The organism is Yersinia frederiksenii ATCC 33641 (genome assembly GCF_000754805.1).
GTDB lineage: Bacteria > Pseudomonadota > Gammaproteobacteria > Enterobacterales > Enterobacteriaceae > Yersinia > Yersinia frederiksenii.
The window spans coordinates 272,270-289,160 of record NZ_KN150731.1 but is presented as its reverse complement, the minus strand read 5'-3'; the positions used below and the strand labels follow the sequence as shown (position 1 = coordinate 289,160).

Sequence of the window (16,891 nt, the reverse complement as noted above, 5' to 3'; positions counted from 1 at the left end):
CAAATCTGTTAAATTGATCACAATATTTTGGCGGAGTAATCATGATGAAATTAGCCGTTTACAGTACTAAACAGTATGACCGCAAATACCTCGAATTGGTCAACAAAGATTTTGGCTTTGAATTAGAGTTTTTCGATTTTCTGTTGAACCCAAAAACAGCAAAAATGGCTGTGGGTTGTGATGCTGTCTGTCTTTTCGTCAACGATGATGGCTGTCGCGCGACATTAGAAGAGTTGAAAGAAGCTGGTGTTAAAATTTTGGCATTGCGCTGTGCTGGCTTTAATAATGTGGATTTGGAGGCTGCGAAAGAACTTGGCATGCAGGTCGTCCGCGTTCCGGCCTACTCCCCTGAAGCGGTTGCGGAACATACTGTCGGTATGATGATGAGCCTTAATCGTCGCATTCACCGTGCCTATCAGCGCACCCGTGATGCCAATTTCTCGCTCGAAGGTTTGATTGGCTTTAACATGCACAACCGTACGGCGGGCATTATCGGTACCGGTAAAATTGGCGTGGCAACCATGCGAATTTTGAAAGGCTTTGGTATGCGCCTACTGGCCTTTGATCCCTATCCAAGTGAACAAGCATTGGAGTTGGGCGCGGAATATGTTGATTTGAAAACCTTATATGCAGAATCTGATGTTATCTCGCTGCATTGCCCAATGACACCGGAAAACCATCATTTGCTCAATAAACAAGCTTTTGACCAAATGAAAAATGGCGTGATGATCATCAATACCAGTCGTGGTGGCTTGATTGATTCGACTGCGGCAATTGAAGCGCTGAAACAACAAAAAATTGGCTCACTCGGTATGGACGTCTATGAAAACGAACGGGATTTGTTCTTCGAAGACAAATCCAATGACGTGATTCAGGATGACGTTTTCCGCCGCCTATCTTCTTGCCACAACGTATTATTTACCGGGCACCAGGCATTCTTGACAGAAGAAGCACTGACCAGTATTTCTGCAACAACCATGCAGAATATTGACCAATTGATCAAAGGTGAGCATTGCCCGAATATCATTTCGGCCTGAGCGTAAAATAACCGCACGATAATACCCAAAGAGCCTGGAGTTGCAGGTAGGCAGTTAGTGAAAAAAGCCTGCAACTTCAAGGCCAAAAGCGATTAACGTGCCGGGCAAGCGCCACGCATTAATGCCCACTCTTCACAACGTTTACCGTCAGGTAACTGGCACATCCCGACACTGCCGCCATTCAGTTGCTTAGCAATCGTCAATATCCCCCCGGCATTGGCACAATTCACTGCTGCAGGATTTGACATATTAAGATTATGGTGAACATTGGCACTGGTAGCTTGTTGTACCGGTTCATAGGCATCATTATTATTTATGGCGGTATCAGTGGGGTCATTGCTGCTGCAGGCGGCTAAAAAGAGCACAGCGCCGCCCACTAACCAAGATAATACTTTCATTCTTTTGCTCCGGCATGAGAAGTATATAGCGTTATATTTGGTTTATATAATATCTGTTATAATTAAAACACAACATAAATAAGCAAAAATGCACTAATTTAATTTAGCGCAGATCACAGTCAGCCGCCGAATTATCACGTTATCTTAGCGTTCAAGTTAAATAAAAATATTCAACACAATATTAATCCGGGTGTAAATCAAACACCTACCGTCTGAACGAAATACAATGGGAATAGTCATAATCACTGATTTACTCCTGCGAATTGTCTTGGCGGGTTAATTGGTATTGAGCGCCAATTACGTTCTAAAGAAGCGGAATTACGCCCCATAAAGAGTGATACAAACAGTGAGTTGATGATGGAAGTGACACTGTCACTAAGAAAGAGTCTGGATAAGGTGTATGCCATGTTATTGGCTATTGAGGGAATACATCCGTTAGATATTAAATAACGGGATCCAATAGTTGAGTCCAGCAAGTCAGCAAAAGGGTTAAATGGGCTCACGACTCCGCGTTATTCTTCCGTGGTGCTAACGCGGAGCGCGGATGCGTGCTCCCCGCATCCGCGACCAATGATTAATGCATTGGTGTTTTGGAAAGCAAGTTAATTACCAATACACCAGCAATAATTAATGTCATACCCGCAATGGCGGCCCAATCCAATTTTTGCTGATACATAAAGGTGGCGGCAACTGAGACTAAAACAATGCCTAACCCCGACCAGATGGCATAAGCAATGCCTAATGGCATGGTTTTTACCACCTGTGATAAACCCCAAAAGGCAATCCCATAACCAATAACCACCACCACCGAAGGCACCAAGCGAGTAAAGCCATCCGAGGCTTTTAGCATTGTTGTTGCCACCACTTCAGCAACAATTGCCATCATTAAATACATGAAACCATTCATTATCACTCTCACCTTTCAGTATTGAGGCGACATTATGCCCACCCATCATTAAATGTTCATTAAATCTATTTGTACTTTACAAGTATTTCACAAACTCACTTACACTCAGCGCAATATTTGCTCGCCATCATGGCAAGTGAAATATAATTACAGCCATAAATAGTTTTCTAATTGTAATAATTATTATCTGATAGTCACGATATAGCCCATCCCTACCGAATTCCTCATTCCCAGCATAATCATCGCCACACAAATGCGATAACTGGCAAAAATACTCTCTGCTAGAATTTATCTATTAGTTCAAATAGCCCGATATACCCAAAAATTTTCAATATGCAGAAAGGTTGATTCTCTGCATGACAAGCAATGTGAAGGTATCCATTAATGATTACGACTGACGGTAACAGTGCAGTAGCTTCGGTGGCCTATCGCGCCAGTGAAGTTATCGCCATCTACCCCATTACGCCAAGCTCCACCATGGCCGAACAAGCCGATGCCTGGTCTGGTGACGGTAAAGTTAATATTTGGGGTGACGTTCCCCGAGTGGTTGAAATGCAGTCGGAAGGCGGTGCCATTGCCACGGTGCATGGCGCATTGCAAACCGGAGCGCTGTCGACCTCATTTACCTCTTCGCAGGGCTTGTTGTTGATGATCCCCACGCTATATAAGCTGGCGGGCGAACTGACACCTTTTGTCCTGCATGTTGCGGCCCGAACCATTGCAACCCACGCGCTGTCTATCTTTGGTGACCACTCCGATGTGATGGCGGTACGCCAGACCGGTTGTGCGATGTTATGCGCCAGCAGTGTTCAGGAAGCTCAAGATTTCGCCTTGATTGCGCAGGTGGCAACCCTTAATAGCCGCATTCCATTTATTCATTTCTTTGATGGTTTTCGGACCTCACATGAAATCAATAAAATCGTGCCTCTTAGCGATGACACTCTGCGTCAGTTATTGCCGCAAAAAGGGATCGACGACCATCGTAGCCGCGCCTTGTCACCAGATCATCCGGTGGTGCGCGGCACCTCAGCCAACCCTGATACCTATTTCCAGTCTCGTGAAGCGACCAATCCTTGGTATAACAATACCTATCAGCATGTTGCTGATGCCATGCAAGCATTTGCCGCAGCCACCGGGCGCGAATATAAACCATTTGAATATTACGGCCACCCGCAAGCAGAGCGTGTCATTATCTTAATGGGGTCAGCGATTGGCACCTGCGAAGAAGTGATTGATAGCTTGCTGACTCGTGGTGAGAAAGTCGGTGTGCTAAAAGTGCGGTTATTCCGCCCCTTCTCCGCGGAGCATTTGTTGAGTGTTTTGCCGCCATCAGTGAGCAAAATTGCGGTACTGGATCGCACCAAAGAGCCCGGCGCATTGGCTGAACCACTCTATCTGGATGTGATGACCGCACTGGCAGAAGCTTATAGTCGTGGTGAACGAGCAACCTTGCCGAAAGTGATTGGGGGCCGCTATGGTTTGTCTTCTAAAGAATTTGGCCCCGATTGTGTTCTGGCGATATTCAACGAGTTGTCATTAGACTTGCCGCGCCCGCGCTTTACCGTGGGCATTTTTGATGATGTTACCGGCCTTTCACTGCCGCTAACAGATGAGAAAATCGAGCAGCGCGCCACACTCGAGGCCTTGTTCTACGGCCTTGGCAGTGACGGTTCGGTTTCCGCCACCAAAAACAATATTAAGATTATCGGCAACAGTACCGCGCTCTATGCGCAGGGTTACTTTGTTTATGACTCCAAAAAGGCCGGAGGCTTGACGGTCTCGCACTTGCGTGTCAGTGAAACGCCAATTAATTCAGCCTATCTGGTCAGTCAGGCCGATTTTGTCGGCTGCCATCAGTTGCAGTTTATTGATACTTACCAGATGGCCGAGCGACTAAAACCTGGCGGTATCTTCCTGATTAATACCCCTTTCAGGGCAGAGGAAATGTGGCAGCGTTTGCCTCAGGAAGTTCAAGCCGTATTGCACCAGCGCAATGCCCGTCTGTTTGTCATTAATGCCGCGAAAATTGCGCGCGAATGCAAACTGGGCGCGCGCATCAATACCGTCATGCAGATGGCTTTCTTCCATCTGACACAAATATTGCCAACGGCAATGGCACTGGAGCAATTACGGGCAGCAATTGACCGTAGTTACAGCAATAAAGGGCCAGAAATTGTCACCCGCAACTGGCAAGCTCTTGATGCTACCCTCGATGCATTGGTGGAAATTCCACTGCAACCGATTAATGAAAACAGCCCGATGCGCCCGCCGATCGTCTCCGACCAAGCACCGGACTTTGTTAAAACAGTGACCGCCACCATGCTAGCAGGTTTAGGGGATGCTTTACCGGTTTCCGCCTTCCCCCCTGATGGCACCTGGCCGGTGGGCACCACCCAGTGGGAAAAACGCAATATTGCTGAAGATATTCCTATCTGGCAGCCCGACCTGTGTACCCAATGTAACCACTGTGTCGCCGCCTGCCCTCATTCAGCCATTCGCGCTAAAGTGGTACCACCGGCCGCCATGGCTGGCGCGCCAGACAGTTTGCAATCATTGGATGTAAAAGCGCGCGATATGCGCGGGCAGAAGTATGTTTTGCAAGTGGCACCTGAAGACTGCACCGGCTGTAACCTGTGTTATGAGGTCTGCCCGGCGAAAGATCGTCAAAACCCAGAAATTAGAGCCATTAACATGAAACCGCGGCTGGAACATCTGGTGGAAGAAAAGGCCCACTATGATTTCTTCCTCAACTTGCCAGAAATCGATAAAACCCAGATGGAACGTATCGATATTCGCACCTCTCAGCTGATTTCACCGCTGTTTGAGTACTCTGGTGCTTGTTCAGGCTGTGGTGAAACGCCGTATATTAAATTATTGACCCAGTTGTATGGCGACCGTCTGTTAATTGCGAACGCCACCGGTTGTTCTTCAATTTATGGTGGCAACCTGCCGACCACACCTTACACCACCAATGCTGAGGGCCGTGGCCCAGCCTGGGCAAACTCACTGTTCGAGGATAACGCCGAGTTCGGTTTGGGCTTCCGCCTCACTGTCGATCAACATCGTCAGCGAGTGATTCGTTTAATCAATCAATTGGCACCACAACTGCCGGCAGAACTGGTCAGCCAACTGCTTGAACAGGAGGCAACACCTGAAGTTCGCCGTGAGCAAGTCACACAGTTACGGCAGGTTTTGCGAGGAATTCCGGGGAATGATGCCCTGCAATTAGCCACTGACGCCGACTATTTGGTGGATAAATCTATTTGGCTGATTGGTGGAGATGGTTGGGCCTATGACATCGGCTTTGGTGGCCTTGACCATGTGCTCAGCTTGACCGAAAACGTCAATGTACTGGTGTTGGATACTCAGTGTTACTCCAATACCGGTGGCCAGCAATCCAAAGCCACCCCTATGGGGGCGGTGACCAAATTTGGCGAACACGGTAAACGTAAGGCACGCAAAGATTTAGGTGTCAGCATGATGATGTATGGCCATGTTTATGTGGCGCAGATTTCGTTAGGTGCCCAGCTCAATCAGACCGTGAAAGCCATTCAAGAGGCCGAAGCTTATCCTGGCCCATCCCTGATTATTGCTTACAGCCCTTGTGAAGAGCACGGTTACGACTTGGCCTATAGCCATGATCAAATGAAGCAATTAACTGCCACCGGTTTCTGGCCGCTATATCGTTTTGATCCGCGTCGCGTTGATGAAGGTAAAGTGGCGCTAGCGCTAGACTCTCGCCCACCCAGCAGTGACCTGAGCACCACACTGATGAAGGAACAGCGTTTCCGCCGACTCAATACCCAAGAGCCAGAAGTGGCCGCACAACTGTACGCGGCAGCGGAAAAAGACCTGAAAAAGCGCTATGACTTTTTAAGTTTATTGGCAGGTAAGGCGGATAAAGCACCAACAGAGTAATAAATTCTCGCGCCCCCCCACAAGCCAGTCGGTTTCTACTGACTGGCTTTTTACATAGTGACTGTTTTTATTACCCTCTATTTTAAAGTTGAAATGCCAGCGTATTAAATAAAGTGATAACTTATCGCCAGTTCGAAATTTAATTTATCAAATTAATACACAGATGCTATTAATGACATCACGTAATATAACTTTATTACCATTTCAATCATAAGGAGTAATTTATGCAGACTTGGATGTCCCACCTCAATGATTCAACGCTACTAAGCCAAATATCCATACCTGGAACGCATGATTCCGCATCATTTAATATAAATATTTCTGGCGGTGGATTTACTCAGACACAATCGTGGAATATAGAAGAACAGCTTGATAATGGAGTAAGATTTTTGGATGCCAGATGCCGTCTTATTGAGGATGTATTCACCATGCATCATGGTGCGGTCTTTCTAAAGCAACAATTTGGCGATATTCTTAGGATTTGCGTTGATTTTTTAATTCACAACCCTTCAGAATTTATCATTTTATCGGTTAAACAAGAGCATACGACAGAAAATAGCATTAAGAAATTTCATGAGGTCATGCGGAAACGCTATCTTAAACACTATGGTAATGTGTTTTATTTGGAAAATAAAATACCTAAAATCAATGAGGTTAGAGGGAAAATAATTCTGCTACGGCGTTATTCCGGTGATAACATTGGTATTAATGCCACCCCTTGGAAAGACGACACTAGCTTTAAAATTAAAAATAGTCACTTCAATATACATGTCCAAGACCACTATGCTGGCTATAACGCATTAAATATACATTTTAAACGAAAGTTTGTTACAGCTTTACTCTCAGAGGCAAAAAACAAACGTGCTCAGGATTTATTTATTAATTTTCTCAGTGTATCGGGGTTATTAATGCCCTATACCGGTGCAGCAGGCCATCATTTAATTGAGGGTATGAATGTCTGGATCTGCAAACAGTATCGTGAGAAACAAGTAATGGGCATTATTGTTGCTGACTTTGTCGATGTTGACGATGGGGACATTATTAAAACCATTGTAAACTCAAATATTTTTGTATAAGAAACTATTCTGCCCCCCGATAACAATACTAATTCATAAATTAAAAAACTAATCTATACGCTTATTGAATGATAAACTTACGCCATAGCAACAGTGCCCCATGATGCCCCAATTGGATATGAGTCAAGAACAAATGCAAGAAAAACAAGTGGTTAATCAAAAAGAACACTACAATTTGAATAAATTGCAAAAACGTCTGCGTCGCAATGTCGGCCAGGCAATTGCTGATTTTAATATGATTGAAGAAGGCGACCGTGTGATGGTTTGCCTATCGGGTGGTAAAGACAGCTATACCATGCTGGATATTTTGCAAAATCTGCAAAAAAGTGCCCCAATAAATTTCACCCTGATTGCTGTCAATCTGGATCAGAAACAGCCGGGTTTCCCTGAAGATATCTTGCCTGCTTACCTGGATAAACAGGGAGTGGAGTATAAGATTGTTGAAGAGAACACCTACGGGATCGTTAAAGAGATTATTCCGGAAGGGAAAACCACCTGCTCACTGTGCTCACGCCTGCGTCGTGGGATTTTATACCGTACCGCCAGCGAGTTAGGCGCGACTAAGATAGCCCTTGGTCATCATCGCGATGATATTTTGCAGACCCTGTTCCTGAACATGTTCTATGGCGGAAAATTAAAAGGCATGCCACCAAAGCTGATGAGTGATGATGGTAAACATGTGGTCATTCGCCCGCTGGCCTATTGTCGTGAAAAAGATATTGAACGTTTCGCTGTTGCCAGAGAGTACCCTATTATTCCTTGTAACTTATGCGGCTCACAACCTAACCTGCAACGTCAGGTTATCAAAGATATGCTACGTGACTGGGATAAACAGTATCCAGGACGTATCGAAACCATGTTTAGTGCCATGCAAAATGTGGTGCCGTCACACTTAAATGACCATAAGCTGTTTGATTTTAAAAGTATTACTCATAACAGCGAAATTGTGGATGGTGGGGATTTGGCTTTTGATCGCGAAGAATTGCCACTACAACCTGTGGGCTGGCAACCTGAAGATGACGAAGAGAGTGAAAAACAGCCGCTGGTTCGTCTTGATGTGTTAGAAATCAAATAAATCGCTAATAGATATCGCCTCTCCCCCATGGTTCAGAGGCGAGTTCTCTTCCTAGCGCTCATGGCGGCTTAGTGCCCAAAAAATGCATAAAAAAATGCCGATGTTGAGACAACATCGGCATCGTAACAATTATGTGCTATGCAGTAATTCAAAATAAAAGTATTACAAATATGGAGCGCAACGCCCATCGCTTGACGTTGCATTCACCTGCAAAGTGATAATGCCTGAGTCATAACCACCTAATCTTGATATGGCTCAATTTTGCAGTGATTAACCCCCTATCTGGCATACTATTTTACTGACCTATCTAATGCCAACTAGAGCCATTTACTGCGTTTTAACCACCAAGCAACAGCTAACACCAAAACCACTAACATCATGCAGAATGTGGCAAAACCAAAGGAGTAGGTATTACCGGGAATTCCCCCAAGGTTGACGCCAAATAGTCCGGTTAAAAAAGTGGTCGGCAAAAACACCATTGCCAGAAGTGACATGGTGTAGGTCCGTCGGTTCATGGCATCCGCCATTAAAGAGCTAATTTCATCGGACAATACCGCAGTACGTGCAATGCTAGAGTCTAAATCCTCTAGGCCGCGCCCCAAACGCTCGGAGATCTCCTGCATCCGGCGACGATCATCATCACTCATCCACGGCAAACGCTCGCTGGCCAGGCGGGAAAAAACATCACGCTGGGGAGCCATATACCGGCGCAATACAATCAACTGCTTGCGTAACAATGCCATCTGACCACGTTGGGGGATTTTTTGTTCCAGCAAATCATCTTCAAGATCGATAATTTTGTCATGCAGATCTTCGATAAACTCACTGGTGTGGTCCGTCAGGCCATCAACAATCTCCACCAGCCAATTACCACTGTCTGTAGGGCCAGTACCACTTTGTAAATCGTTCAGTACATCATCAATGGAATAAACTTTGCGGTGCCGGGTCGAGACGATTAACTTATCCGTCATATAAACCCGGATGGTGACTAACTGATCTGGGCGGGCATCATTATTAAAATTGATACCTCGCAAAGTTATCATTGTGCCATCACCCAAACGAGTGACTTTAGGGCGGACACTCTCGCCTGCCAGCCCATCACGAACCACCTCTGGAAGTAATGGGGTATTTTGCAGCCAAGCGGCGCTTTCCGGGTAGGTGTAATCCAAATGCAACCAACAAGGTTGCTCAGCAGTGGCAATGGCATCCGTGCTGATTGATGCCACTCCCCCTTTCCCATCAAGCTGATAAGCATAAACGGCATCCGAGACTTGAAGTGCTTTTCCTTCGACTACATCCACGACAACATCCTCTATTTCGGCATTTATCATGCAATTAGCTCAGTGTAGCGCTAGCAACCTGATCTTTAAAGTCGATGTCCGCGGATAGCCGCTATCCCCAGTAAAATAGCACGCAGCTTTGTAAGAATTATCATCAAAAGCAACCGTGCTTAATGTATTCATCAGATCATGTAACATGAAAATATTGCCAAAAAACCAATATAGTTAAGGATACATAAGAATAAAGTCAGCGGGAGCCCCTCAGGCTTTGGTGTACAATTTTTCTAGTTACCACGTTGTATACTCAAGGAATATTGATTATGGAAATCAGCTTCATTACGTTAATGAAAGCATTAATTGGTGGCGCAGGAGCAGGGTTTGCACTGACGGGAGGCTTATCATTTTTAGTCCCCGCATTAACCGTTACAGCTTCCCTTGCATTCACATTTGCAGCAATTGGAGGCGTACTTATAGCTGGTGCCTATCTGAGCAAAGTTTTGGTGAACTAAATTGGAGCCACTTTCCCCCCATTGGTACTCACCACAGACGACAGATGAGTTGACCAAGTTTTATTGCATTATCTGTATTTCTTACATGCTAATACATATTATTTGGGATGGCATTTCAAAAAAGACACCACCATTTGCATTAGAAAATCTGCAATACAAACTTAATGAGTTATATTCGTCATCAACCTTTGCAACCAGCTCATTCTTTTTTGTGATAATTATTGATATAAATAATCCATTGAGATCTTCAGATGCCTTTATTTTTCCGTTAATCGTAGCATCATTGACTGGATTTATGATTTCCATCTCAGCAATTGTGCCTAAGCGACATAATCTAAAGTAGCTCTCTATTCTTTACATCTCTAATTAGCTATTGAATATAAAGAGCCACCGGTTAATACCGGCGGCTTATTTGCTACTATCAATATTAATGCTTGATAATGTATATAGTGTGGCTATATGCCACATCTTCAGGGTTGGTAATAGGATAACCTTTCACCCAAGGTTTAATTAATCGCCCATTAGTGAATTGGTATATTGGTGCAATCGGCACTTGCTCTGCAATAATTTGTTCGGCTTTATTATAATCTTCACTTAATGCTTTAGAATTGGTCTGCTTGCCCGCTTCACTCATTAAACGATCATAATCTGCACTATTAAATTTGGCGATATTACCACTGTGAGTCGATGTCAGCAGTGACAGGAACGTCGATGGCTCATTGTAATCGCCGACCCATGATGCACGGACTACATCAAAATTACCGGTATTGCGGCTATCAATGTATGTCTTCCACTCCTGGTTAATCATATTGACATCCACGCCCAGGGTCTTCTTCCACATGGAGGCAATGGCAATGGCCAGTTTCTGATTATTATCAGAGGTATTATACAACAGAGATAATTTTAAAGGTTTATCAGGACCATAGCCTGCGGCGTGTAACAGCGCTTTAGCTTGAGTATTCAATTCTTCCTGGTCTTGCTGCTGTAATAAATTCGCCACCGGGTGATAGCCCGCGGTAACATCTGGTGTAAAGTGGTAGGCAGGTTTTTCTCCGGTACCTAATACTTTTTCAGCGATAATTTTGCGATCTATGGCATAAGATAGTGCTTTACGCACTCGCACATCACTTGTTGGCGCACGTTGTGTATTAAATGCGTAATAATAAGTGCCTAACTGATCGGGAGTATAAACCTGCCCAGGAATATCTTTTAATAACTTCTGATATAAATTTTTCGGAAATGACTCTGTAATATCAATATCACCCGCTTGGTAGCGTTTAGTGGCATTGGCTTCCTGATTAATGGGAATAAACGTCACTTTAGTTAGCACAGTATGGGCATGGTCCCAATAAGACTCATTGGGGACCAGTACTAACTTTTCATTCACTACTCTATCTTGCAATTTAAATGCGCCGTTTCCAACTAAATTTCCCACCTTAGTCCAGTCACTACCATATTTTTCAATTACGGTGGATGGAACCGGGAATAAACTGAAATTTGCTGTCAGGCTTGGGAAATAAGGCACCGGTTTGCTGAGTTTAACTTTAAGCGTATAATTATCAACCGCACTGACCCCAAGAGCCTCCGGTGGCATTTTCCCCGCAATAATTTGCTGCGCATTTTCCATTCCGGCCAGTTCAGCAAACCAGGCAAAAGGAGATAAACTTTTAGGGTCAACCAAACGACGCCAACTATAAACAAAATCTTGCGCCGTCACAGGTTCGCCATTAGACCATTTCGCATCTTTACGTAAGGTAAATAGATAGGTTTGGTTATCTGTTGTTTGCCATTTTGCAGCCACACCTGGAATTATTTGGCCATGTGCATCTTGATTAACCAGCCCTTCGAACAGATCTCGGGCAACCTGGGCCTCGATTAACCCAACAGCTTTCATCGGATCGAGGGAGGCGGGTTCATCTTTAATATGACGAACAATTTCTTGTTTTTCAGCCAGTACGGTGCCCGCAGGGACATCAGCAGCATTTGCCGCGCCCAGCGCTGTGCCAACTAATGCGGCACACAATGCATAACGGAAATAGCGCATAATTGATAACCTTTTCGTTGTTCCATTTCAGCGAAAGTACAAAAGTCTAATAAGCATAAACCCGCAAACTAAACGTCATCATAACGACCGTAGAATACTCTGTTTAGTGACCATAGAATGTAGCCACAACCCAGCACTACAATGATCAGCCAAATTTAACTTTCATCTTTTTTAAATCATTACCCTGTTTATTACCAAATATCTTATCTTATTGATTCAAAGTAATAATGTTAGATGCTATGTTGAATGTAATATAAATATATGCGAAATAACAGAGATTATCATGAGCCAACATCGCCCCCGCGCAGCACGGGGAAATCTGATTACGCCAGGACAACACTACGGCACATCCTTACTGGGAGCACCACTGCTATATTTCCCGGCTCTCAATCCATCAGTTAACACCGGTCTGATTATCGCCGGTACTCATGGCGATGAAAGTGCGGCAATTGTTGCCCTCTCCTGCGCATTACGCAGCATCTCACCACTCCAGCAGCGCCATCACGTGGTATTGGCGGTGAACCCCGACGGCTGCCAGTTGGGACTGCGGGCAAATGCCAATGGTGTTGATCTTAATCGCAATTTCCCGGCGAAAAATTGGCAGGCAGGAGAGACAGTCTATCGCTGGAATAGCGTAGCTGATGCCCGTGATGTGGTGTTATCGACCGGAGAGTACGCAGGTTCGGAGCCTGAGACACAAGCGTTGTGCGCACTGATTACCCAGTTAGCGCCCCGCTGGGTAGTTTCATTTCATGAGCCGTTGGCTTGCATTGAAGATCCAGACAGTTCAGAACTGGGAGCACAGCTCGCCGCCAATTTCGAATTGCCACTGGTCACCAGTGTGGGCTACGCCACTCCGGGCTCATTTGGCAGTTGGTGCGCCGAACGCAACTTACCCTGTATCACTGCGGAATTGCCGCCAATTTCAGCCGATGCAGCCAGTGAAAGTTATCTGGCCGCATTGATTGATTTACTGACACTGACGGATTAAACCGACAAGTTGATAGCACCGGTAGAGAAATGCAAACCGTCATCAACATCGCGTTCCAACCATGTTGGACCATCCAGATCGACAAAACGCGCTGCGGGTGCCAGTGGCAATGCCGCGCGAATCGCCCGTGACGTACACAGCATGCAGCCGAGCATAATGGCAAATCCCATCGATTTTGCCTGCTCGGCCAATAACAATGCTTCAGTTAATCCACCACTTTTGTCCAGTTTGATGTTAACCATGTCATAGCAGCCAACCAGGCCGGCTAAGTCCACCCGCGTATGGCAGCTTTCATCAGCACAAATAGGCAGGGGGTGGATAAAGTTCGCCAAAGATCCATCCATACCCGCCGGCAGTGGCTGTTCTAGCATGGCGACCCCTAAATCGGCTAATAGTTGGCAACGAGCAGCCAACCCTTCCGGCTGCCAGGCTTCATTGGCATCTACGATTAAAGTCACGTCAGGTGCAGCACTGCGGATGGCGACTAAACGTTCAGCAATAAGATGGTCATCAAGCTTGATTTTTAACAGGTTAGCACCAAGATGTGTCAATGCGCTGGCACTGTATGCCATGGCTTCCGGCGTCCCTATGCTGACGGTCTGGGCCATTGAAATTGCGGGGACCGCAGGAGTTTGAGTACGCTGCCATAAATTTTGCTGATTTTGTAAACATTCCAGTTGCCATAACGCGCAATCTACCGCATTCCTTGCCGCCCCGGCAGGCAAGAGATGTTGCAGCTCTTCGCGGGAGATACCATATTCAATGGCACTCACCACCAACGCTAGCTGAGCCATCACCGAAGATTCACTTTCACCATAATGTGGATATGGCGTACATTCCCCCAATGCACGGATACCCCCTTCTTCAATCTCGACAACCACGACTTTGGCTTCAGTACGGCTTCCACGCGAAATAACAAAGGCGGAATGAAGAGGCCAAGCCTCAGGGTAGCAACGCATGGTTCTCATTAGGGTTCCTCGGCAAAATTCAGGCTTTGACATCAGGTGCGAGAACCTAACGCCAGTAAAATCTCAATTATTTGGCAAATTTCTCATATCCAAGCTGCCATTGTTACCTTAAACTGAACTTCGTGTTACACATCTGTAAAATGGAGCTAATAATGACACAGACAGTACATTTCCAAGGCAATCCAGTGACCGTTGCCGGTCAACTGCCACAACCGGGCGATAAAGCTAAAGACTTTACTTTGGTAGCGAAAGATTTATCTGATGTTGCACTGAGCAGCTTCGTTGGCAAACGTAAAGTCCTGAACATCTTCCCAAGTATCGATACCGGTGTTTGTGCCGCATCCGTACGCAAATTCAACCAACTGGCGGGCGAACTTGAGAACACTGTCGTTCTTTGTATCTCCTCTGACCTGCCATTTGCTCAATCACGTTTTTGCGGTGCTGAAGGCCTGAGCAACGTCGTTACGCTGTCAACTTTGCGTGGTGCCGAGTTCAAACAAGCTTACGGTGTGGCGATTACTGAAGGCCCATTGGCGGGTTTGACCGCACGTGCTGTAGTGGTTCTGGATGGTCAGGACAACGTGATCTACAGTGAGTTAGTTAACGAAATCACTACCGAACCAAACTATGATGCTGCATTGGCGGCACTGAAGTAATCATCAAGCCTTTGGTTTCAATAAAACTAAAGTCATGATGCAAACGGCTGACCCATTGGGTACAGCCGTTTTTTATAGCCACCGAGGCTATTATCTTCTGGCTTAACGTCATGCACTTTTACTTCATCGCCAGTGAATCCGCGGTTTATTCTTCTTCACTTTCATCACTAGCAACCCGCTTACTGCTCAAACCATACTCACGCAATTTATTGGCAATGGCTGTGTGAGAAACCCCCAACCGTTTGGCCAGCTTACGAGTACTGGGGTAATTGCGATAAAGACGAGTCAAAACAGAGCGTTCGAAACGTTTACTGATATCATCAAGTGAACCATTGAGCACTTCGTCTCCCAGCGCAGCCTCAACTTCGAACTCCGGTAAAATAATATCTTGCGGCCGCAGCTCAAAACCTTCCAACTGAGTCAGGGCGCGGTAAATAGCATTTTTTAACTGCCGCACGTTACCGGGCCACCCATAATTAGTCAGGAAACTACTCAGTTCAGGGGCTAATTTCGGCCGGGGCACACCTTGTTCGTCGGAGAAGCGAGCGACAAACATCGCCGTCAGCGGCATGATATCGGCCTGACGCTCACGCAATGGTGGCAAAGTGATGGTCAAGACATTGAGACGGTAATATAAGTCCTCGCGGAACTCACCACGCTGCACTAACTCCACTAAATTCTTTTGCGTCGCACAAATAACCCGCACATCAACATGCACCTCGTGTTCTTCCCCAACCCGGCGGAAAGTGCCGTCATTGAGAAAACGTAACAACTTGATTTGCATACGAGGCGACATTTCGCCGATTTCATCCAGCAGGACAGAGCCACCATTAGCCTGCTCGAAGAAGCCCTTCTTGCCCTCAACGGCATTAGGGTAGGCTCCGGCGGCATAGCCAAAGAGCTCACTTTCTACTACATCATCGGGCAGAGAAGCACAGTTTAAACCGAGGAATGGCATTTTCCCGCGAGGGCTGCGTAAATGGCAGGCCCGAGCTAATAAGTCCTTGCCGGTGCCGGTATCACCCACTAACAGTAAAGGTGCGTCCAGCATGGCTAATTTACGCGCTTGCTCAAGTACCTGACGCATTTTAGTACTGGTCGCAACAATCTGTTTAAATTCAGTATCATCGTTAACTGATAAAATTTGCAGTTGTTTACCCATGCGTGCGGTGGATTTTAACATCACTACGGCACCCACGGTCTGACTCTGCAGATTTTCATCATCGAGCTGAATGGGAGTGATCTCCATCAGGTAATCCTGATTATTGATCAACACGCGTTCAGTATGAGGGGCAGTATCGCCCTCCTCAAACCAGCGGGCAAAGTTATACCCACCCAGCAAGCTACCTGCTGTTTTATGGCGAATCTTCTCTTCATTAAGAGAAAATAGCTCACGAGCGGCGGGGTTGGCTAATTCAAGATTACCTTTCAAATCGATAGAAAATACAGGCTCGGGCATGGATTCAAGCAATGCCCGCAGTGAACGGTGTTCGCGCTCAGACGGCATAAAGGAGACGGTGCGGACATCAGTGACGCCTTCAATGCGCCGAATATCCATCATCAATGCGCTAAATACACTGAAGTCCAGTTGGGAGAAGTTCAGGTAAATGCGGCCAATCGGATCAATTTCGATCCCCCGTAAATCAATGCTGCGTAAAACCAAGAGATCAAGTAACTCTCTGGTGAGACCGAGTCGGTCCTCGCAAAAAACTTCCAAGCGCATCAGTATCGACCTTATCTATGGCAGGTGCGGAATATCTGCCATGATAATACCCTGTCCCCCCGTGCTGATGAAGCAGTCTGTCAGCAAAAGTTGACAGGAATCGGCTTTTTGTTGTTTTTTTTGCTCGATAAAGCACGGAAAGGAAATATCATCAGCGCCAATAGCCACACTAAATAGCGACATATTGGTTTTTATTCTAATAATTCAGAATAAAATAATGCTTAGTTGCGTCAAGCTCTTCGTCAAGCTCCAGTGACACTTTGCTTTGTGTCGGCCAACTGGCTATAGTGGATGTAGCCAACTGACCGA

14 protein-coding genes are annotated in these 16,891 nt (G+C 45.9%); 7 read left to right on the top strand and 7 right to left on the bottom strand.

All coding sequences use genetic code 11. The features are described 5' to 3' along the window. The first annotated feature begins 44 nt into the window (after positions 1-44). The gene (locus tag DJ58_RS19980) at positions 45-1,037 is read left to right on the top strand and encodes a 2-hydroxyacid dehydrogenase (RefSeq protein ID WP_032910223.1); all 993 of its coding nucleotides are present in this window, start codon (positions 45-47) and stop codon (positions 1,035-1,037) included. A 92-nt stretch (positions 1,038-1,129) separates the two neighbouring features. On the opposite strand, the gene DJ58_RS19985 is transcribed toward DJ58_RS19980, so the two are convergent. Continuing rightward, the gene (locus DJ58_RS19985) at positions 1,130-1,435 is read right to left on the bottom strand and encodes a putative hemolysin (RefSeq protein ID WP_004706663.1); all 306 of its coding nucleotides are present in this window, start codon (positions 1,433-1,435) and stop codon (positions 1,130-1,132) included. 574 nt (positions 1,436-2,009) lie between these two features. Beyond that, the gene (locus DJ58_RS19990) at positions 2,010-2,342 is read right to left on the bottom strand and encodes a DMT family transporter (protein ID WP_004706662.1); all 333 of its coding nucleotides are present in this window, start codon (positions 2,340-2,342) and stop codon (positions 2,010-2,012) included. A gap of 384 nt (positions 2,343-2,726) precedes the next feature. Between DJ58_RS19990 and nifJ the strand changes: the two genes are divergently transcribed. The 3 genes from nifJ (at position 2,727) to ttcA (ending at position 8,411) form a co-directional block, all read left to right on the top strand. Next, positions 2,727-6,260, top strand: a complete 3,534-nt coding sequence (nifJ, locus tag DJ58_RS19995; RefSeq protein ID WP_004706661.1) for a pyruvate:ferredoxin (flavodoxin) oxidoreductase — start codon at positions 2,727-2,729, stop codon at positions 6,258-6,260. A gap of 224 nt (positions 6,261-6,484) precedes the next feature. Beyond that, positions 6,485-7,336 (top strand): phosphatidylinositol-specific phospholipase C, encoded by an 852-nt coding sequence (locus tag DJ58_RS20000; RefSeq protein WP_032910205.1) that lies wholly within the window; start codon positions 6,485-6,487, stop codon positions 7,334-7,336. A 133-nt stretch (positions 7,337-7,469) separates the two neighbouring features. Beyond that, the gene (gene ttcA / locus DJ58_RS20005; protein ID WP_032913288.1) at positions 7,470-8,411 is read left to right on the top strand and encodes a tRNA 2-thiocytidine(32) synthetase TtcA; all 942 of its coding nucleotides are present in this window, start codon (positions 7,470-7,472) and stop codon (positions 8,409-8,411) included. 317 nt (positions 8,412-8,728) lie between these two features. On the opposite strand, the gene zntB is transcribed toward ttcA, so the two are convergent. After that, entirely contained in the window at positions 8,729-9,712 is a 984-nt protein-coding gene (zntB, locus tag DJ58_RS20010; RefSeq protein ID WP_032910222.1) for a zinc transporter ZntB, read from the bottom strand. Between the two features lie 299 nt (positions 9,713-10,011). Between zntB and DJ58_RS20015 the strand changes: the two genes are divergently transcribed. Continuing rightward, positions 10,012-10,200: a hypothetical protein gene (locus DJ58_RS20015; RefSeq protein ID WP_004706656.1), complete on the top strand. Its 189-nt coding sequence runs from the start codon at positions 10,012-10,014 to the stop codon at positions 10,198-10,200. 81 nt (positions 10,201-10,281) lie between these two features. Here the strand turns inward: DJ58_RS20015 and DJ58_RS0121400 are convergent, their stop codons facing one another. Both DJ58_RS0121400 and DJ58_RS20020 read right to left on the bottom strand, forming a co-directional pair. After that, positions 10,282-10,506, bottom strand: coding sequence for a hypothetical protein (locus DJ58_RS0121400; RefSeq protein WP_226977627.1), 225 nt, complete (start codon positions 10,504-10,506; stop codon positions 10,282-10,284). Between the two features lie 121 nt (positions 10,507-10,627). Next, the gene (locus tag DJ58_RS20020) at positions 10,628-12,244 is read right to left on the bottom strand and encodes a peptide ABC transporter substrate-binding protein (protein WP_004706655.1); all 1,617 of its coding nucleotides are present in this window, start codon (positions 12,242-12,244) and stop codon (positions 10,628-10,630) included. A gap of 283 nt (positions 12,245-12,527) precedes the next feature. Between DJ58_RS20020 and mpaA the strand changes: the two genes are divergently transcribed. Further along, positions 12,528-13,235, top strand: a complete 708-nt coding sequence (mpaA, locus tag DJ58_RS20025; protein WP_032910203.1) for a murein tripeptide amidase MpaA — start codon at positions 12,528-12,530, stop codon at positions 13,233-13,235. Here mpaA and ycjG read toward each other — a convergent pair. Beyond that, positions 13,232-14,203: an L-Ala-D/L-Glu epimerase gene (gene ycjG / locus DJ58_RS20030; RefSeq protein ID WP_032910202.1), complete on the bottom strand. Its 972-nt coding sequence runs from the start codon at positions 14,201-14,203 to the stop codon at positions 13,232-13,234. The genes mpaA and ycjG overlap by 4 nt on opposite strands. A 152-nt stretch (positions 14,204-14,355) precedes the next feature. Here ycjG and tpx point away from each other — a divergent pair, with 152 nt between their 5' ends. After that, entirely contained in the window at positions 14,356-14,859 is a 504-nt protein-coding gene (gene tpx / locus DJ58_RS20035) for a thiol peroxidase (protein WP_032910201.1), read from the top strand. Between the two features lie 145 nt (positions 14,860-15,004). Here the strand turns inward: tpx and tyrR are convergent, their stop codons facing one another. Beyond that, positions 15,005-16,582, bottom strand: coding sequence for a transcriptional regulator TyrR (tyrR, locus tag DJ58_RS20040; protein WP_032910200.1), 1,578 nt, complete (start codon positions 16,580-16,582; stop codon positions 15,005-15,007). Positions 16,583-16,891 lie beyond the last annotated feature (309 nt).